The 19,672-nt window shown below is 35.7% G+C and carries 20 protein-coding genes; 9 read left to right on the top strand and 11 right to left on the bottom strand.

All coding sequences use genetic code 11. The features are described from left to right. The first annotated feature begins 188 nt into the window (after positions 1 to 188). Complete coding sequence (locus O99_RS01485; protein ID WP_035005898.1) at positions 189 to 395, top strand: hypothetical protein; 207 nt, start codon at positions 189 to 191, stop codon at positions 393 to 395. On the opposite strand, the gene dprA is transcribed toward O99_RS01485, so the two are convergent. Genes dprA through O99_RS01465 form a run of 4 tightly spaced genes read right to left on the bottom strand, consistent with a single transcriptional unit; the run spans position 355 to position 4,415 of the window. Beyond that, complete coding sequence (dprA, locus tag O99_RS01480) at positions 355 to 1,539, bottom strand: DNA-processing protein DprA (protein ID WP_172802079.1); 1,185 nt, start codon at positions 1,537 to 1,539, stop codon at positions 355 to 357. The genes O99_RS01485 and dprA overlap by 41 nt on opposite strands. After that, entirely contained in the window at positions 1,514 to 2,140 is a 627-nt protein-coding gene (plsY, locus tag O99_RS01475) for a glycerol-3-phosphate 1-O-acyltransferase PlsY (RefSeq protein ID WP_035005896.1), read from the bottom strand. The genes dprA and plsY overlap by 26 nt, the downstream gene beginning before the upstream one ends. An 8-nt stretch (positions 2,141 to 2,148) precedes the next feature. Next, the gene (locus O99_RS01470) at positions 2,149 to 3,453 is read right to left on the bottom strand and encodes a dihydroorotase (protein ID WP_035005894.1); all 1,305 of its coding nucleotides are present in this window, start codon (positions 3,451 to 3,453) and stop codon (positions 2,149 to 2,151) included. Further along, a complete protein-coding gene (locus tag O99_RS01465) occupies positions 3,450 to 4,415 on the bottom strand; it encodes an aspartate carbamoyltransferase catalytic subunit (protein ID WP_035005892.1) in 966 nt (321 codons plus the stop codon). Before O99_RS01465 ends, O99_RS01470 begins: the two co-directional genes overlap by 4 nt. Positions 4,416 to 4,541: 126 nt before the next feature. Between O99_RS01465 and O99_RS01460 the strand changes: the two genes are divergently transcribed. Beyond that, complete coding sequence (locus O99_RS01460) at positions 4,542 to 6,170, top strand: acyl-CoA dehydrogenase family protein (protein ID WP_035005890.1); 1,629 nt, start codon at positions 4,542 to 4,544, stop codon at positions 6,168 to 6,170. Here O99_RS01460 and ruvX read toward each other — a convergent pair. Continuing rightward, positions 6,144 to 6,635: a Holliday junction resolvase RuvX gene (gene ruvX / locus O99_RS01455; protein WP_035005889.1), complete on the bottom strand. Its 492-nt coding sequence runs from the start codon at positions 6,633 to 6,635 to the stop codon at positions 6,144 to 6,146. The genes O99_RS01460 and ruvX overlap by 27 nt on opposite strands. 153 nt (positions 6,636 to 6,788) lie before the next feature. Between ruvX and gatC the strand changes: the two genes are divergently transcribed. Beyond that, on the top strand, positions 6,789 to 7,076 hold the full coding sequence (gene gatC, locus O99_RS01450; protein ID WP_035005887.1) for an Asp-tRNA(Asn)/Glu-tRNA(Gln) amidotransferase subunit GatC: 288 nt from the start codon (positions 6,789 to 6,791) through the stop codon (positions 7,074 to 7,076). A gap of 30 nt (positions 7,077 to 7,106) precedes the next feature. Beyond that, a complete protein-coding gene (gene gatA, locus O99_RS01445; RefSeq protein WP_035005886.1) occupies positions 7,107 to 8,591 on the top strand; it encodes an Asp-tRNA(Asn)/Glu-tRNA(Gln) amidotransferase subunit GatA in 1,485 nt (494 codons plus the stop codon). A gap of 169 nt (positions 8,592 to 8,760) precedes the next feature. Here the strand turns inward: gatA and O99_RS01440 are convergent, their stop codons facing one another. The 5 genes from O99_RS01440 to O99_RS01420 all read right to left on the bottom strand — a co-directional run bounded on the left by O99_RS01440 (position 8,761) and on the right by O99_RS01420 (position 13,622). After that, on the bottom strand, positions 8,761 to 9,471 hold the full coding sequence (locus O99_RS01440; RefSeq protein ID WP_035005884.1) for an ABC transporter ATP-binding protein: 711 nt from the start codon (positions 9,469 to 9,471) through the stop codon (positions 8,761 to 8,763). Beyond that, positions 9,468 to 10,241 (bottom strand): ABC transporter ATP-binding protein, encoded by a 774-nt coding sequence (locus O99_RS01435; RefSeq protein ID WP_035005883.1) that lies wholly within the window; start codon positions 10,239 to 10,241, stop codon positions 9,468 to 9,470. The genes O99_RS01440 and O99_RS01435 overlap by 4 nt, the downstream gene beginning before the upstream one ends. Beyond that, complete coding sequence (locus O99_RS01430) at positions 10,234 to 11,295, bottom strand: branched-chain amino acid ABC transporter permease (RefSeq protein WP_035005882.1); 1,062 nt, start codon at positions 11,293 to 11,295, stop codon at positions 10,234 to 10,236. The genes O99_RS01435 and O99_RS01430 overlap by 8 nt, the downstream gene beginning before the upstream one ends. Beyond that, positions 11,295 to 12,371: a branched-chain amino acid ABC transporter permease gene (locus tag O99_RS01425; RefSeq protein WP_035005881.1), complete on the bottom strand. Its 1,077-nt coding sequence runs from the start codon at positions 12,369 to 12,371 to the stop codon at positions 11,295 to 11,297. The genes O99_RS01430 and O99_RS01425 overlap by 1 nt, the downstream gene beginning before the upstream one ends. Before the next feature lie 81 nt (positions 12,372 to 12,452). Next, a complete protein-coding gene (locus O99_RS01420) occupies positions 12,453 to 13,622 on the bottom strand; it encodes an ABC transporter substrate-binding protein (RefSeq protein ID WP_035005880.1) in 1,170 nt (389 codons plus the stop codon). A gap of 327 nt (positions 13,623 to 13,949) precedes the next feature. Between O99_RS01420 and O99_RS01415 the strand changes: the two genes are divergently transcribed. The 3 genes from O99_RS01415 (at position 13,950) to O99_RS01405 (ending at position 15,907) form a co-directional block, all read left to right on the top strand. After that, a complete protein-coding gene (locus O99_RS01415; protein WP_035005879.1) occupies positions 13,950 to 14,525 on the top strand; it encodes a cold-shock protein in 576 nt (191 codons plus the stop codon). 93 nt (positions 14,526 to 14,618) lie between these two features. Continuing rightward, positions 14,619 to 15,137, top strand: a complete 519-nt coding sequence (locus tag O99_RS01410) for a DUF192 domain-containing protein (protein ID WP_235692185.1) — start codon at positions 14,619 to 14,621, stop codon at positions 15,135 to 15,137. Then, positions 15,134 to 15,907: an alpha/beta fold hydrolase gene (locus O99_RS01405; protein ID WP_035005876.1), complete on the top strand. Its 774-nt coding sequence runs from the start codon at positions 15,134 to 15,136 to the stop codon at positions 15,905 to 15,907. The genes O99_RS01410 and O99_RS01405 overlap by 4 nt, the downstream gene beginning before the upstream one ends. A 42-nt stretch (positions 15,908 to 15,949) precedes the next feature. Here O99_RS01405 and O99_RS01400 read toward each other — a convergent pair whose 3' ends face one another. Next, positions 15,950 to 16,636, bottom strand: coding sequence for an alpha/beta hydrolase (locus tag O99_RS01400; protein WP_035005875.1), 687 nt, complete (start codon positions 16,634 to 16,636; stop codon positions 15,950 to 15,952). A 181-nt stretch (positions 16,637 to 16,817) separates the two neighbouring features. Between O99_RS01400 and O99_RS01395 the strand changes: the two genes are divergently transcribed. Beyond that, entirely contained in the window at positions 16,818 to 17,966 is a 1,149-nt protein-coding gene (locus O99_RS01395; RefSeq protein ID WP_035005873.1) for a cysteine desulfurase family protein, read from the top strand. A 159-nt stretch (positions 17,967 to 18,125) separates the two neighbouring features. Beyond that, on the top strand, positions 18,126 to 19,637 hold the full coding sequence (gene sufB / locus O99_RS01390) for a Fe-S cluster assembly protein SufB (RefSeq protein WP_035005872.1): 1,512 nt from the start codon (positions 18,126 to 18,128) through the stop codon (positions 19,635 to 19,637). Positions 19,638 to 19,672 lie beyond the last annotated feature (35 nt).

Raw genomic sequence — 19,672 nt, 5'->3', positions numbered from 1 at the left:
TAATGACAATTGGTCAAGAGCACATAAAAAAAAACTATATTATACAACTTTTGATTGTTATTATTAAAAATACACCTTATAAAAGAAATCGTATAACTTATTTTCCACAGCCAATATAAAAAGCATACGGCAAAATACTAAGATAACATCTATTGAGAGGTGGGGAGAATGCTCAAGGATAAAAGATTATGTTTATAAATCACTTAAAGATTATCCACTATATTACAGATATGTCAAAACAAATGAGCCAGATGGCACGTCAAGCTCATAGTCCACTTTTAGCATTGCTTTTGGATATGGCAGCTGAAGAGGGGCAAAGCATTATTAATAGTTCTGAGGCTCTTGGAGAAGATCCTAAGTCGACAATGATACGTAACCGCCAGAGTGCCGAATAAGCTTTCCAGCAAGATCCAGTTCAATTAACAAGAGGTAGAGTTTTTGTAACGAAACACCTGAATAAATGCTGAGTGTATCTAAATCAATTGGAGTGCTTGATAGAGCCGAAAGGACAGCTTCACGTTCTATATCATCTCCAATCAAAGAAGTCTCATTCGTTATTTGCTTAGGAGGACTAGTATTTTCTTGTGGAAATTGAATTGAATATGTTTCTTCAAAAAAGCTAAGTTGAGGATCGGTTGTATTCGATGTTAATGGTGTGAGTGTTTCTATAATATCAGAGGGATGTGTAACCAGCAAAGCACCTTCTTTAATAAGATTATTTGTACCAATTGCTCTTGGATCAAGTGGAGAACCTGGAATAGCGAAAATCAATCGTCCCATTTCAACAGCTTGGCGTGCTGTAATTAAGGAGCCTGATCGCATGGCCGCTTCTACCACTAAAAGACCAAGCGATAGAGCTGCAATAATACGATTTCTTCTTGAGAAGTCGATAGCACGGGCTTTCCAACCAATGGGCATTTCACTAATAATTGCTCCACCATTAGCAAGAATATCATCATAGAGTTTTTGATTTTCGGGAGGGTAAATGTGATCAATACCACCAGCCATAACTGCAACTGTGCCTGTTAGCAAACTTGCTTGATGAGCAGTGCTATCAATTCCACGTGCAAGTCCAGAAATAATCGTAAAACCAGCATTACCAATAAAATGAGCAAACTGATTAGTTAATTTTTTGCCGACTGCAGAGGCATTTCGAGAACCAACAATCCCAACAGAAGGTTTTTGAAAAATCGAGCAATCACCTTTTATGGCAATAAGTGGAGGTGATGCTTCTACTATTTTGAGAAATGGTGGATAATCTGGTTCTCCTATACCGATAAACCTAATACCTTGTTTTTCAGCTTGTTGCATTTCTTTTTCGGCATCATCTAATGTCGCGATTCGAATAGGTTTACGAAGCCCTCCATTTTTACTAAGCTCAGGAAGCATAGCAAGAGCATTTTCTGCTGTTTTATAATGGTCAATCAAATTACGAAAAGTAACTGCTCCAATATTTTCGCTGCGTAATAACCGCAACCAATTTAATCGTTGCTGATCAGTAAGCAAAATTCCTTTATTTATTCCTATTTGTGGTATCAATTTTATTTTCTTCCCCTGCTAATAATCTGCGAATATTAGTATGATGTTTTATAATAACGAGTATGCTCATTATTATTACTATGCAAGCAACATAGAAAGAAGGGGAATGATAGTAAATAAAAATTGGAGTAATAATTACAGCCGCAAGTGCAGAAAATGAAGAATAGCGCGTTAATATAAACGCTCCTATCCAGACAATAATAAAAATAAGAGCTGCTAACCAATCAAAACCTAAGCAGACACCTAGATAAGTTGCAACTCCTTTACCTCCTTTGAATTTAAGCCATATGGGATAAATATGCCCTAAGAAAGCTAAAAATCCAGCCAGAAGAGCAATTTCTACAGTAGGAAATAGAAATTTTGTCACCCAAATAACAAAAGTGCCTTTTAATATATCGCATAGAAGAGTAAGAGTTGCGATTTTTTTATTTCCTGTTCGTAAAACATTTGTCGCTCCGATATTTCCAGAACCAATTGTTCTTATATCGCCAAGTTTATAAAATTTTGTAAAAAGTAATCCAAATGGTACAGAACCAATGAGATAAGATATCAGGAAAATAAGACATGTATTGAATTGCAAAAGTGTTTCTACTTCACTCATTAAGAATCTCATTTGCTTTGCTGATTAATTTTAAATACTGATTGTCCCTTTACAAAAGTTTGAAGAACACGTCCCTGAAAACGAGCATTTTCGAAGGGAGTATTTTTTGAACGTGAATGTAGCGTATCTACAGATAAGACCCATGGCTCATCTAAATCAACCAAAATAAGATCTGCATGAGCGCCTTTCATAAGCGTTCCAGCATTGAGACCAAAGAGTTTTGCAGGTGCTGTTGATAAAAGTTCAACTAATCGTAAAAGAGGTACAGTTTCATTGTGATAAAGGCGTAAAGCCGCACTTAATAAAGTTTCCATACCAATAGCACCTGGCGCAGCCTCTTGAAATGGCAAGCGTTTTCTATCAATGCTTTGAGGATTGTGAGAAGAAGAAATAATATCTATTGTCCTATCTTTTATTGCTTTAATCATTGCTATACGATCTTCTTCTGCACGTAATGGGGGCATTAAGCGGAAAAAAGTACGATATTCACCAATATCATTTTCATTTAAAGATAAGTGATTAATAGATACACCAGCTGAAATTTTTTCACTATTTTGTTTTGCTAAACGAATAGCGTCAGCAGACATAGCTGTCGATATCTGTGCTGCGTGGTAACGTGTTTGTGTTAGAATAGCTAGCCGTAAGTCTCTTTCGAGTGGAATGACTTCTGCCTCACGCGGAATTCCAGAAAAACCAAGCCAACTCGCTAATAAACCTTCATTCATAACGCCTTGATCAGAAAGATCGTGGTCTTGTGTTTCATGAATCAATGCAATATCGAAATCACGTGCATAAATCATTGCCCGCCGCATCACAGCTGAATTTTGGAGTGTCTTTTTTCCTTCACTAAAGGCAACTGCTCCTGCATCTTTCAATAAACCAAATTCAGTGATTTTTTGTCCTTGCAGACCTTGCGTGATAGCAGCAACTGGATAAATATTAACTAATGACGTTTCATGCGCTGTGCATGTAATAAATTTAATAAGAGCTACATTATCAATTATCGTCTGTGTATCAGGCATCATAAGAAATGAGGTAATACCACCGGCTGCTGCAGATTGGCTTGCTGAAGCAATAGTTTCAGGGTATTCAGCTCCTGGTTCTCCGATAAAGACTTGAGCATCAACAAGTCCAGGAAAAATTGCTTTATCTTGTGCATCAATGGTTTCTGCTCCTTCTGGTATTCCTTGATTCAAAGCTTCTTTTCCAGCGGCTACAATCAGTCCATTTTCAATGATAACTGTACCGATTTCATCAATTGCGCGTGAAGGATCAACAATGCGGGCGTTTTGAAAAACTATTGGTTTTGTCATTTCTTTTCTTTACTCCAGTTATGGCGCAAATCTAATAAAGCCTCCATGACCGCCATGCGCACAGCAATACCCATTTCTACTTGTGTGTGAATCATACTTTGTGTACTATCTGCTATATCAGAAGCAATTTCTACACCACGGTTTATTGGGCCAGGGTGCATGATAATGCAATCATTTTTAGCATACGCTAAATTTTCTTTATGCAAACCAAAATAATGGAAATATTCACGAATAGAAGGGATAAAAGCACTTGTCATACGCTCGCGTTGTAAGCGTAGCATCACGATAACATCAGCACCTTTTAGACCTTCTTTCATTGTATTAAATACTTCAACACTCATATTTGAGATTCCAGGAGGGAGAAGTGTTGATGGGGCAACAGCACGAATACGAGCTCCTAAAGCATTGAGGCTGATAATATTAGAACGGGCGACGCGTGAATGTAAAATATCACCACAAATTGCGACAGTTAATCCTTCAATATGACCTTTTATTCTTCTAATGGTTAGAGCATCTAATAAAGCTTGTGTTGGGTGTTCATGTGCACCATCACCTGCATTAACTACGCAACAATCAACTTTTTGTGCTAAAAGCGCTGCAGTTCCAGCACAGCTATGGCGAACAACGAGTATATCAGGTTTCATAGCATTAAGAGTTGTGGCTGTGTCAATTAATGTTTCTCCTTTTTTTACAGACGAATTACTAATAGCCATGTTCATCACGTCTGCCCCTAATCGTTTGCCAGCTAATTCAAACGAAGATTGAGTTCTTGTGGAAGCTTCAAAGAAGAGATTAATTTGTGTATACCCATGCAATATAGATTGTTTTTTATTAATTTTCTTGGAAAGAAGTACGTTCTCATCTGCGCGATCAAGTAATATATTAAGGTCTTGTACAGTGAGGTGTTTAATCCCTAAAAGATGTCGGTGAGGAAAAATTGGAAAAGTAGTATTATGAGTCATAGTATTCTTTTCTATAGATCTCTAAAGAGCGTAAATCAGCATTTGTTTAAATATAATAAATGTTTTTAGCTGTAAAAAGGCAAATAGTCTATGATGTGAGTGATTCTAATAATAGGAATATACTATATGAATGTTGTATTCACGCAGAATTTACAGCGAAAAAATGCATTTCTTAGTGATACGCTTATGTTTCGTATTGCGTCTACTTTACCTACTTCCTTGTTGGCAAGCTTTGAGGAAATAGGAACTTTTGTGGCTAGTGATGAGGCGTGGGATCTTGCACGTTTAGCTAACAGCCACCGGCCCCGGTTGCACTATAATAATCGATGGAAACAGTCAAAAGAAGAATTAGATATTCATCCTTCTTATCATAATCTTCAGAGGTATTCTAGACAAGCAGGTTTAGTTTCTTCGCTTTGGGAAAGTGCGACTTCAGAGAATGGAGTACGTTATCAGGCGCGTGCTATTCGCTTGGCTTTATTGGCCGGTTTGGAAACAGGACATTTGAATGAGATCACTGTAGCAAGTGCTGCTATTGCAGTTTTAATTGGTGATATTGAACTATTTAAAAAATGGCAAGATGCACTTTTATCACGTCAGTATGATTTATCTTCTAAGCCTATTGATAATAAAACAGGCGCCTCACTGACTTGTGCTTTTGATAATATTGAGGAAAGTGAGAAATATACTTTCAATTTTCCAGCTGTTCAAAGGATTTCTTTTGATGAGAAAATGGGGCGTGATCTATACCGTTTAAACATTATAAAAACCAATGTTGTTAATCCGATGGCTGACGGATATATTGTAAGCGCAGAGATAGATGGCCTTTTAAGCTGCTTTTTAATTCCACGGTTGCAAGAAAATGGCTTATTAAATGGTACTATATTAATTCGTTATTTAATTCAGCGGTCTGGAGAATGTTCAGCTCCAGAGGGAGTTATTGAATTCCGAGGTTGTTGTGGTTGGCTTTTGGGTAACGTAGGAGAAGGGGCTAAGGTGATTAAGGATATCGAAACGATGATGCGTTTCGATCAAGCTATAATATCTGCAGGTGTTTTGCGGTCTGCACTTCAATTTAGTATAGATTTTCTTCGGAAGAAAATGCCAAATCAACCCTTTCCACCATTAACAGAGCGTATTTTTGCTGATATTGCACTTGATATAGCTGCTTCGCAAGCATTGGTTATGCGTTTAGCCCGAGCATTTGATAATGCTGTAGATAATCGTTCTGAGGCAGCTTTTGCAAGAATTATGACACCTATTATTGCTTGTCATGTTAGTCAATTAGTGATTCCAATTGTTGGTGAAATTATTGCGCAGGTTGGTATAGAGAGTTTTACGGATAGTAATCCCTTGTTGCAAATATTGCGTGATAGTCCTGCACGAATAGTTAAAAATAGTGGTATGAATCAATTGGTAAGGGATGCAATTCTTATAGGAGATAAAGCACCTGGATTATTTCAGCAATTATTAGAAAAAATTGCAGCTGATATTGGACAAGCTGGTCCACGAGCGATTGAGATTATTAAATCCGCTGTGAATATGGCTTCAACGAATGAGGGAGCTGGTAGGTTTTTTGTTGAGCAGATGGCATATGCATCTGCTAGTGCTGCGTTACGTTATACAGAAGTAGAATATATTGTAAATGCTTACATGGAAAGCCGTCTTGGAGGACAATGGAGATCATCTTATGGTATGTTGATTGCACGATATAATCCAACGCAATTATTAGATATTCTCTATCCTACTGTTTGATGGCAGAGTCTTAATTCTATCGAGAGCACCTTGTAAAATGAAAGCAGCAGCAGCTGAATCAATACGTGATTTTCTCTTAGAGCGTGACATATCCATTTCTAAAAGAAGACGTTCTGCAGCGATTGTTGATAATCGTTCATCCCAAAAAACAAAAGGAATTTCTGTATATGTTGCCATATTACTAACAAAAGTTTTAGTTGCTTGAACACGTGGGCCATTGCTTCCATTCATATTAAGAGGTAAGCCAATGATAATAGCCCCTACATTTTCATTGTTAAAAATCTGTATAAGCGTGAGAGCATCTAATGTGAATTTTTTTCGATAAATAACAGGTCGCGGATTTGAAAATGTTAAACTAATATCAGAAATAGCAATTCCAATTGTTTTGGTACCCAAATCTAAGCTTGCTATTGTCTGCCCAAGTGAAAGATGTGTCATAACTTCATTTATGCTGATAATGGCCATGTTTATATGCTTAGAGTATCATAATATTTTCGTTAGTTGCTATAAAAATTGGGGTGTAAATATCAATATTCTTGCGCTTATAGATGTAGACTTGTATAGCCAAAAAATGAATAGGCTAATAATATTAGAGTAAATCAAGTAGGAAGGTATAATATGTCTGTTGAGAGTAAAACAGTCAAGCGGGTGGCAAAATTAGCACGTATTGCTATCCATAATGATGAAGTTGAACGTATAACAGAGGAGTTTAATACCGTTTTAGATTTTGTAAAACAACTTGACGAAGTTGATGTTGATGGAGTTGAGCCACTAACATCAGTAATTCCAATGACGTTACGAAAACGTGAGGATGAGGTTACGGATGGTAATAAGGTTGTGGATATTATAGCAAATGCGCCTTTAGCAGAAGAAAATCTTTTTCTTGTTCCAAAAGTAGTCGAATAATTTTTTATATTTTAAAACTCGAGAATCAACATGACCGATTTGATAACCTTAACAATTGCACAAGCTCGTGATGCTTTAAAAAAGGGAGACTTGAAAGCAATTGAACTAACAGAAGCTTATTTGAAAGCAATTGAATTGGCTAATCCAATTCTGAATGCTTATGTAGCAATAACTGCAGAACAAGCAACAAAAATGGCAGTTGAATCCGATATCCGTTTAGCGAAAGGAAAGGCTGGCATTTTAGAAGGTATTCCACTGGGAATTAAGGATCTCTTTGCAACACAAGATATACATACTCAGGCTTGTTCATATATTTTAGACGGTTTTAAACCAAAATATGAATCAACTGTAACTGCTAATTTATGGAAAGATGGAGCAGTTATGTTAGGTAAGCTGAATATGGATGAGTTTGCTATGGGATCATCTAATAAAACATCATGTTATGGCCCAACTATTAATCCATGGCGAAAAAAAGAATCAGATGAGAAGCTTGTGCCTGGTGGTTCATCAGGAGGTTCTGCTGCTGCTGTGGCAGCTCATCTTTGTGCGGGAGCAACAGCAACTGATACTGGTGGATCAATACGTCAGCCAGCAGCTTTTACTGGCACTGTAGGGATAAAACCAACTTATGGTCGGTGTTCGCGTTGGGGGATGATAGCTTATGCCTCATCACTGGATCAAGCGGGACCTATTGGACGAGATGTGCGTGATTGTGCAATTATGTTAAAATCAATGGCTTCCTTTGATAGTAAGGATTCAACTTCAGTTGATTTACCAGTACCTGATTATGAAAGCTATCTTGGTCAATCGATCAAAGGAATGAAAATTGGTATCCCAAAAGAATATTATATTGAAGGGATGTCTGAAGAAATTGTTGATCTTTGGCAAAAAGGAATGAATTGGCTAAAAGATGCAGGAGCAGAGATTATTGATATTTCTTTACCTCATACAAAGTATGCTTTGCCTACTTATTATATTTTAGCTCCTGCTGAAGCATCTTCTAATTTAGCACGTTATGATGGTGTTCGTTTTGGGCTTCGTATACCAGGAAAAGATGTCATTGAAATGTATGAAAATACCCGTTCAGCTGGTTTTGGTGATGAAGTCAGACGGCGTATTTTGATTGGAACTTATGTTCTCTCTGCGGGGTATTATGATGCTTATTATCTTAAAGCTCAGAAAGTACGAACTTTAATTAAACGTGATTTTGATCATTGTTTTGGGCTTGGTATTGATGCTATCCTAACTCCTGCAACGCCAACATCCGCTTTTAGTATTGCAGATGAAAAAATAAAGAATGATACAATAGCCATGTATCTTAATGATATTTTTACTGTGCCAGTTAATATGGCTGGCTTACCAGGGATTTCTGTTCCTGCAGGTTTATCATTAGATGGTTTGCCTCTAGGATTACAATTAATAGGTAGATCTTTTTCTGAGGAAGTGATTTTTAAAATAGCATATATTATAGAACAAGCAGCAGGAACATTAAATGCTGAAAAATGGTGGACATAAAAGATATAGTTTATAATTTTAATGCTAATAAAACTAATTATAAATAACAATTAAATATATGAAACTTATTCGTTTTAAAGCTATTTCTAATGAGTTATGAACAAAAAGAAGCTTTTAATTAACTTCATAATCATTAGAGTTAAATAATAAGGAATAGGCACTGTAATTTTTAATTGCCAAGATATGCATCTTTGACACGTGGATCGGAAAGCAAAGCTTTAGCTTCATCGTGAAATAATATTTTTCCTACTTCTAAAATATAAGCATAATTAGCAATGGAAAGTGCTGCAGATGCATTTTGTTCAATAAGAAGAACAGTTTTCCCCATATCATTAATTTTCTTTATAATCGAAAAGATTTCACGTACGAGAAGGGGCGCTAAACCGAGAGATGGCTCATCTAATATAACTATATCGGGATTACTCATAAGGGTGCGACCTACGGCTAACATTTGTTGTTCACCGCCTGACATTGTACCGCTCAGTTGCTGAGATCTTTCACGCAAGCGTGGAAATAAATCAAATATCCATTCGATATTGCGAGTAACAACAGTTTTATCATTACAGATATAAGCGCCTAGCTGAAGATTTTCTAAAACAGTAAAGTGAGGTATAATACGTCTTCCTTCAGGCGTTAAGGCAATACCTAATCGTAAAATTTCTTCCGGTTGTTTTTTTATGATAGATTTGCCTTTATATATAATTTCTCCGTGAATCGATCGATTGAGGCCTACAATAGAATGTACAGTGCTACTTTTACCAGCTCCATTTGCTCCAATTAGAGTAACTATACTGCCTTTTTTTATAGACATAGAAAGGTCTTGAACAGCTTTAATTGCACCATAATGAACATGAAGATTTTTTATTTCAAGAATATTCATGATATATCTTCACCGAGATAAGCTTTAATAACTCTAGGATTATTGCGTATTTCATTGGGTGTGCCATTAGCAATACAACGACCATATTCTAATACACAAATATATTGACAAAGCTTCATAACAACTTTCATATCATGTTCAATCAAAAGGATTGTAAGATCAAATTCTTTTTTGATTTTTTCTATAAATTGCCTTAATTCATCGCTTTCTTGTGGATTCATACCGGCTGCGGGTTCATCAAGAAGAAGCAGTTTTGGTTTTGTTGCTAAAGCTCGAGCAATTTCTAAGCGTCGTTGTGCTCCATAGGAGAGGGTGGTTGCTTTTTGATGAGCGAGATGATCAAGCTGAAGCTTTTTAAGAAGTTCCATTGCATTGTTATGAATTTGTCTTTTCTCTTTAAGCGCACTTGGTAATAATAAAGCTGCATTAAACCATGGTTGTTTCTGTCGAATATGAGCACCTACCATAATATTTTGTAAGACTGTTAATCCTGAAAAAAGGCGTATGTTTTGAAACGTTCGTGCAATATGGAGCTTGCAGATAGTATAAGGTGGGAGGCCACAGATTTTTTTATTATCTAAAAGAATTTCTCCATTTGTTGGCGCATAAAAACCAGAAATCATATTAAAAATAGTTGTTTTTCCGGCACCATTTGGACCAATTAATCCAGTAATTGTTCCTCGTTTAATAGCCATATTAACATTGTTTACAGCAATTAATCCACCGAAATGCATTGTAAGATTATTGAGTGAGAGAATCGTACTATTCATGATTTTTTCTCATTTTGAAAAGATTTCTTCTTATTAAAAGATTGGAAATCCAATTCCATGAAAGTTCACGTTGGCCTAATAACCCTTTTTGCCAGTATAAGATAATTGCCAGCAATATAATTGAAAAAATAACCATTCGTAGGCCTGGTAATCCCGGAATATTTATAAAGCCTAGATTTAATGGATTTTCAACGATACGAAGCCACTCAAGCATTATTGTAATAATAATGCTGCTTATAACGCTTCCTGTAATAGAACCAAGACCACCAGCCACAACAATCATTAAAATATTAAAGGTTAGGATAAAATTGAACATTTTGGGATCGATAGTTGAAATAAGAGCGGCGGTTAATGCACCACCAATACCTGCAAAAAATGCACCAACCGTAAAAGAAAAACAGCGATAGAAAAAAGTATTTACTCCCATTATTTTCGCAGCGATTTCATCATCGCGAATAGCACGTAAAACATTACCTGTATTGCTTTGTAATAAAAGAGTAATGAAAATTATTGTAAATGCTAACCACCCAAAATTCCACCATAACGTAGCATATTGAGGTATTCCTTTGATTCCTAATGAACCATTTGTTAAAGGTGTAGCATTGATAATGACAACACGAATAATTTCTGCAAAGCCTAGTGTTGCAATTCCAAGATAATCACCACCAAGGCGTAAAATAGGGAAAGCGATTAGCAAACCTATAATTGCAGCAGATAATCCGCTTATAATCACAGAAACAAAAAACGATAGTTGCAAATTTTTTAAGGGTTCAGCTATCGGTTCTAAAATCCACATCATTTCTTTTTGTTCAGGAGAGAGAAGAAAAATTGCGCATACATAAGCACCAATAGCCATAAAACCAGCATGTCCTAGGGAAAACATCCCTGTAAATCCATAAGTCAAATTGAGTGAAATTGCTAATATTGCATTGATAGCGATAAGATTAATAATACGCAGTGTATAGTCATTAAAATAGTTATCAGCATAAAATAAAAAGCTAATAAAAATTATAATGCTAACAAATGATAGAAAAATGTTTAATGATTTTGTCATTAAATTTTCTCCTGGTTTTTCTTACCCATTAAACCAGTTGGCATTATTAATAAGATAAGAATCAAGAGGATAAAAGCAAAGGCATCTCTATATCCAGATAAAGTTGGAGAGAAGGCAACAACCATAATTTCAATAAATCCTAATAGTAAGCCTCCAAGCATTGCTCCTGGAATTGAGCCTATACCTCCAATAACAGCTGCAATAAAAGCTTTTAATCCAGGAAGCAAACCCATATAAGGATGAATTTGAGGATAACGTAAAGACCACATAATACCCGCTATGGCACCTAATGCAGAACCTATACAAAATGTAAATGCAATAATCTTATTAACAGAAACACCCATTAAACGAGTTGTTTCAATATCATATGATATTGCACGCATAGCAAGACCAGGCTTTGTTTTGTTGATTATCCATAATAAAATAATAACAAGAATGAATGAAACAATAGGAACGATGAGAGACATGGGAGCAATTCGAATGATACTCTTTGCATCCTGTCCGAAAGACCATAAGATTGGTGTTACAAGAAAATCTGGTTGTTTTACAGCTTTTGGAATGCTGCTAAAAAACATGATTGCAAGACTTTCAATAAGAAAAGAAATGCCAATCGCGCTGATAAGCACTGAAATACGTGGAGCGTTACGCAAAGGTTTATAGGCTAACTGATCAACAAAAATTCCCACTGCACCGGTAATAAAAATGGAAAAACAAATAGCTAAAATCCAAACGGGTTTAAAATCTTGCAGAGAAATTTGTGAGTAATAAATAAGTCCTGAAACAAGAATAAAAAAGATAGAAATCCAATAAACTTTTTGTTGTTTCTGAAATCCAATAAAGATTGAATAATAAATAAAAACTGAGAACAATATAAGTAAAATAGCAACCCATGTAGGCATAAAGCTAATTGTAGAAAAGGAAAAAAAATATGCTCCCAACATTATGAGATCACCATGAGCAAAATTAATCAACCTCAGAACACCATAAACCATGGTATAACCGATTGCAATAAGCCCATAAAGTGATCCTAATGTCAGCGCATTAAAGAGATATTGAATGAACATTTCAGTGCTCATCTCTTATTCCTTATGTATTAATATGAAATATGATAGCTCTAAATAGTTTAATCTTGGAATACATTAACTAAGCTTATAATTTTAATTGAGCAATTTATTAGTTTGCATTGTTTTTTGTAAGTCAGTAAACTGTATTTCGTGTAAATAAATACGCTTTCCATTTTTTATTTCAATTATACCAATAGAAACTTGAGGATTATGATTTTCATCTATGGATATAGTTCCAAAAGGGGTTTGAAAATCTTTTAATTTACTCAATTCAGCTGTAATTTGCTCACGATCAGCACTGCCAGCATTTTCAATGGCTTGCATAAACATCATATATGCTGTGTACCCCAAAACTGAATTGATATTTGGTTGTTTATTGGGATAAGCAGTTTTCCATTGATTTGTAAATTCTTGTGCGGCTTTTGACATGTTTGGTATAGCTTCATTGTAAGGAAGTGTTGTATGCAAAAATCCTTCTGCAGCTAGTCCTGCAATGGCAATAGTTTCTGGATTATCCATAGCATCTCCACCCATAATGCGAAATTTTGCCCCCAATTCACGTGCTTGCTTTATAATTATGGCACCTTCAGCAAAATAAGATGGGATGAATAAGATATCAGGTTTTTGTGCTATGATTTGTATAAGAGCGGCTGAGAAATCTTGGTCTCCAGAGTTATAATTTAAATTTGAGATAATTTCACCGCCTAACTTTTTGAATGAACTGGTAAAGTAACGTGCAAGACCAATTGCATAATCGTTAGATATATCTTTTAAGATAGCTGCCTTTTTGGCATGTAAAATTTGGGTTGCATAAGTTGCAGCACCTATAGCTTGATAAGAGTCAGTGAAGCATGCACGAAAATAATACTTTTTGCCTTGTGTAACCAGTGCATTTGTTGATGAAGTTGCGATAGTAGGTGTTTTTGCTTTTTCAGATACTTCTCCACCTGCTAATGACAGTGAAGAACCATAGGTTCCAATGATTCCATTAACTTTGTCATTAGCGGTTAAATGCGCGACAGCATTGACTGATTCTACTTTATCAGATTTATTATCAATAACAATCAGCTCAACTTTGCGTCCTAGTATTTCTGGATTTTTTTTATGTGCTAATTGTATACCATCGAGTTCAAGTTTTCCTCCAAACGCATTTTGTCCAGTTAATGGAAGATAAACACCAATTTTAATAGGATTTTCTGCAGAGGCATTTGTCAGAAATGCACTTATTATAAAAGCTACGGTAAGGATCTTTCTCAATTGCATTACGCACTTTTCCTTATTGTCAGTTATAATTTTTATTATAAATTGTATACATTATCTTGAACTTTATTATCATGCAAGTTATACATCTTATAAAATTGATCAGTGTGTACGAGTGTGTGCAAAAAGTCTTCGAGATTACCATTATATTTATTTATGTGTGTAAACCTTCTTGGATGAAATTTTATGATTTATGAGCTGACATTACGAAGTAGATACGACAATATGGGGAAATCTTATCTTTGGTCTTGCTTGTTAATGTAACTACAATGTTTACTTACGCAGAAGAATCAATTTGTAGAATTCAAACCTACAGGATCACGTTTGGTTATGACAAGTAAGGATACATTAAAAGATTATTCTCCATCTGAAGATGGTCTCGATATTTGTGGTGAAATTATTGAAATTAGTGGTGTCATTAAATGGTTTGATGGCAGCAAGGGATACGGATTTATTATTCCTGATCTTCCCGGTCTTCCTGATATATTATTGCATGTGACAGTGATGCGGCGAGATGGTTTTCAAACAGCTTTAGAAGGAGCTAAAGTTATTTGTGTTGTAAAACAAACAGAGAGAGGGCTAAAATGTATCCAAGTTAAGTCTATTGACTGCTCATCAGCTACTCATCCTTCAGAAATTCCAGTGCGTACACATGTTGTGGTAACTCCTGAAAGTGGTTTAGAGCGTGCAATTGTTAAGTGGTTCAATCGCGAAAAAGGATTTGGTTTTCTTAGCCGGGGGCAAGGAACAGAGGATATTTTCATTCATATGGAGACATTACGTCGTTTTGGTTTAGCGGAACTCCGTTCTGGTCAGGTTGTCCTTGTGCGTTTTGGTAAGGGGGAAAAGGGCTTGATGACAGCAGAAATTTATCCTGATATAGCGCTTCCATTTGTTACAAATTAAATTTCTAATGTTATTAAGGAAAAATATCATCTCTGTTTTTTAAGTTGTGTAATTTATCTTAAAGAAAAATAGTAATGATGTAGGATAAGAGTTTTGAAATTCTTAAAGAGGAAACAAATTATTCAATTTATTCTATTTTTATGCGCTAATATTTCAAGTGCTATTATAGCAGGAAAGCCTATAGAGATTCCTACTGATCCAAATTTTTTAATAATTAATACGGAACAGAATGCGATTTTTTATGAGGTAGAGATTGCATTTTTACAAACTCAAGCGAGCGCTGGTTTGATGTATCGTACTGATTTTCCTCGTAATCGTGCTATGTTATTCAAGAATTTTCTTGGTAGTATGCCAGAAGATAAACAAGAAATGTTTATGTGGATGTCTCATACATCTTTACCTTTAGATATAATTTTTTTAAATTCAAAGGGAGTTATTGTTTCAATTGTTGAAAATACTCTTCCATTTTCAAAAAATATAATTTCGTCAAAAGTACCTGCAGTTTTTGCTATAGAACTTAATGCCGGTGAGGTTGCTGATAAAAAGATACAGCAGGGTCAATGTGTGATGCATCCTGTTATTTATGAGAAATGTGAAAGTGATAAACTATGACAGCAGAAGAGATTCGCTTTTTTGAACATGATGGTTTGCGTTTTGCTTACTGTGAAGAAGGACAGGGTGCTCCTATTTTATTGATTCATGGTTTTGGATCTTCTGCGCGTATAAATTGGTATGCAACAGGTTGGTTTCGTACTCTCATTGCGGCAGGCTATCGTGTTATTGCTTTTGATAATCGTGGCCATGGTGATTCGGATAAGATCTATGATCCTTTATTTTATACACCTCAAGCTATGGCTAGTGATGCGGTTAAATTGCTTCAACATTTAGAGTTATCCAAGGCTCATGTTATGGGATATTCTATGGGAGCTCGAATTAGCGCATTTATGGCTCTTTTGTATCCGACATATGTGCATAGTGTTATTTTTGGTGGTTTAGGAATTGGTATGGTAACGGGGGCGGGTGATTGGGAGCCTGTTGCTCAAGCTCTTTTAGAAAAAGATGTTTCAGCAATTACTGATCCTCGTGGTTTGATGTTCCGTAAATTTGCAGAACAAACTAAGAGCGATAGACGTGCTCTTGCTGCTTGCATCATGACATCAAAACAAGAATTAACAGAGCATGAAATTTATAAAATTAAGCAGCCTGCACTCGTTGCAGTTGGTTCATTAGATGAAATTAGTGGTGAAGCTGAGCCATTAGTGGCTTTATTGCCACATGGTGAGGCACTACAAATTCCTGGGCGTGATCATATGCTTGCTGTTGGAGATAAAGTTTATAAAAAAGGTGTTATCGATTTTCTTGCTCGTCATCCTATTGTTTAATTATTGTTTAAAAGATATTCGAGATATTAAAGAAATAATCTATTATTTTAAAAGTGCAGGTATTTTACGTGGAGAAAGAGTTGATAAGTTACTTGCAATATGCCTATCTAAATATTGTCCACATCGTTCAATAAGTTCTTCATTATATCCACTAAAAAAGTGGTTAGCTCCTTTTAGGATTTCTTGTGTAATAGTAATTCCTTTTTGCATTTTTAGTTTATCGACAAGATTTTGAACATCTTTCGAAGGCACGACTTTGTCGATATCACCGTGAATGATTAAGCCGGATGAAGGACAAGGAGCAAGAAATGAAAAATCATAAATATTTGGTTGTGGAGCAACTGATATGAAGCTCTCAATTTCAGGTCTGCGCATGAGAAGTTGCATTCCAATCCAAGCACCAAACGAATAACCAGCTACCCAACAGTTTTTAGAATTAGGATGCTGTGTTTGCACCCAATCAAGAGCAGCGGCAGCATCTGAAAGTTCGCCTATACCATAATCAAATTCTCCTTGACTTCGACCAATGCCACGAAAATTGAAACGCAGTGTAGTAAAACCACGTTGTTGAAACATATAAAATAAATCATAAACAATTTTATTATTCATTGTTCCACCGAATTGAGGATGAGGATGTAGAACAATCGCAATTGGTGCATTTTTTTGTTGAGAAGGTTGATAACGTCCTTCAAGACGACCTGTGGGACCATTAAAAATGATTTCTGGCATTAAATGCTCCTTAAAAGCTATGAATGTTTTCATTGACCTTGGTCGAATTTTACAATAAAATCCACCTTGTTTAGGTATTTTCTTTAATTAATTACTAGATATCCTTTTTTGAAGGCGTTTTTCAAGAAAATTGCATTATTTTTTTTAAATCAATTTGTGGGATAGATAATTAGGATTTAAAATGGCTGTAAAACGCCGGTATCTTGATCATAATGCAACGACACCGCTCACAAAAATGGCACGAATGGCATTATTAGAATCTTTAGAGATATTTGGTAATCCATCATCTGTTCATACGGAAGGGCGTGCTGCTAAAGCACTTTTACAGAAATCCCGTAGACAAATTGCTGATAGACTTAAGGCAAATCCAGATAATGTTGTATTTACATCTGGTGCTAGTGAAGCAGCGATGACTCTGTTGACACCTTTTTATCATATTGGAAGGTCTGAAGTGCAGTTTTCGCATCTGTACATTGGTGCGAGTGAGCACCCGTCCATTGCAGAGGGAGGGCGTTTTTCTAAAGAATTGATTAGTATAATTGATGTTGATCAGCATGGTTTGATCCAGCAGGATAAGTTAAAATCTTTATTAATAGAACATGATAAAGCGAAAGGTTTACCGCTTATCGCTATTCAAGCTGCTAATAGCGAAACTGGTGTTATCCAAAACATTCAAGAAATAGCGTCTATTGTTCGGAATGCTGGAGGTACTCTCATTGTTGATTTAGTTCAATATATAGATAAATATCCCATTGATATTAATCATTTTGGAGGTGACTTTTTTATACTATCAGCCCATAAAATTGGAGGACCTAAAGGGGTTGGTGCATTTGTTTCATGTGGAGATCTTCTTATGCCTTCTCCTCTTATTACTGCTGGTGGACAAGAAAAAGGACACCGTGGAGGGACAGAAGCTTTACCGCTTATTGCTTCTTTTGGAGCAGCAATGGAAAATTGTTTTACTCAAGAAGAAATAAAAAAATTAATCTATTTACGTAACAAATTGGAAGATGGTTTACTAAAAATTAGTCATGATGTTATAATTTTTGGTAAGAACGTTCAACGTTTGCCAAATACTACTTATTTTACTGTACGGGGTATAAAAGCTGAAACAATGCAAATTGGTCTTGATTTAGCGGGATTTTCTGTATCAGCAGGTTCTGCTTGTTCTTCAGGAAAAGTAAAACAAAGCAAAGTTTTGGAAGCAATGGGATATCATATATCAAATGGTGCGATCCGTGTTTCAACAGGACGTTGTACAACTTCTAAAGATATTGATGATTTTTTATTGATTTTTGCTCAAATTATAGGTAACAAAAGGCAGCATTAATCAATTAAGAAATTAAGCATTATTCTTAAAAAATGGAGTAAGCTTGATTGGAATTTTCCTATTTTGCATATTAAAGTCACCTATTTTTATTTTGTGAAGTAAATAAGATATTTATCATTTATCACCGGTTTTTGACACCGAAAAAAATGGAGAAAACCGATGCCGGCAGTGCAGGAAACAATACGCCAGGTAAGTGAAATAGACGTTGATCAATATAAATATGGTTTTGAAACGAATATTGAAGTAGATAAGGCTCCAAAAGGGCTAAATGAAGATATTATTCGATTTATTTCCGCTAAAAAATGTGAACCTGAATGGATGTTGACATGGCGTTTGAAAGCTTTTCGCCGGTGGTCTAAAATGGAAGTACCTCGTTGGGCACGAATTAAATATCCAAAAATTAATTTTCAAGAACTTTATTATTACGCTGCTCCTAAAAATCATACGGGACCAAAATCTTTAGATGAGGTTGATCCTGAGTTATTAGCAACTTATGAAAAACTTGGTATTCCCTTAAAAGAGCAGGAAATTTTAGCTGGAGTAAAAAAACAGGCGGATCTTTCTACATCTGATGATAATATCTACGCATCAGGACAAGTAGCTGTTGATGCTGTTTTTGATTCTGTTTCAGTTGTAACAACATTTAAAGAAGAATTAGCACGTGCCGGCGTCATTTTTTGTTCTATTTCAGAGGCTATCACTGAGCATCCTGCTTTTATTCAGGAATATTTAGGAGCAGTTGTACCAGCTGGTGATAATTATTACGCTGCCTTAAATGCTGCTGTCTTCACGGATGGCTCATTTGTTTATATTCCCAAAGGAGTGCGTTGTCCTATGGAACTCTCAACCTATTTTAGGATTAATGAACGCAATACAGGACAATTTGAGCGAACATTGATTATTGCAGATGAAGATTCGTATGTCTCTTATTTGGAAGGGTGTACTGCGCCCCAGCGTGATGAAAATCAGTTGCATGCAGCTGTTGTCGAGCTTATCGCTCTAAAAAATGCAGAAATTAAATATTCAACAGTACAAAATTGGTATCCTGGTGATAAGGAAGGAAAGGGAGGAATTTATAATTTTGTAACTAAACGAGGGGATTGTAGAGGAGATAATTCCAAAATTTCGTGGACACAAATTGAAACAGGTTCTGCGATTACTTGGAAATATCCATCTTGTTTATTACGGGGTAATAACTCACGCGGAGAGTTTTATTCTATTGCTGTTGCAAATGGTCACCAGCAAATTGATTCCGGTACAAAAATGATCCATTTAGGAGAAAATACATCAAGTCGTATTATCTCAAAGGGTATTTCTGCTGGTTTTTCGAATAATACTTATCGTGGACAAGTTACTGCACATAAAAAAGCTAAGAATGCACGTAATTTTACTCAATGCGATAGTTTGTTAATTGGTAATGATTGCGGTGCTCACACAGTACCTTATATTGAAGCAAAAAATGCAACAGCTCAGTTTGAACATGAGGCAACGACATCAAAGATCTCTGACGATCAACTTTTTTATGTTATGCAACGGGGGATTCCTGAGGAAGAAGCAATTGCATTAATCGTTAATGGATTTGTAAAAGAAGTTATTCAAAAATTACCAATGGAATTTGCTGTTGAAGCGCAGAAACTAATTGGCATTAGTTTAGAAGGCAGCGTAGGCTAATTGCGCATTGCATAAAATACAGCAAAAACAGGATT

The sequence above is a fragment of the Bartonella rochalimae ATCC BAA-1498 genome (assembly GCF_000706645.1).
Taxonomy (GTDB): domain Bacteria; phylum Pseudomonadota; class Alphaproteobacteria; order Rhizobiales; family Rhizobiaceae; genus Bartonella; species Bartonella rochalimae.
The sequence above is the reverse complement of the archived record's forward strand: the minus strand, read 5'-3'. Positions and strand labels throughout refer to the sequence as shown.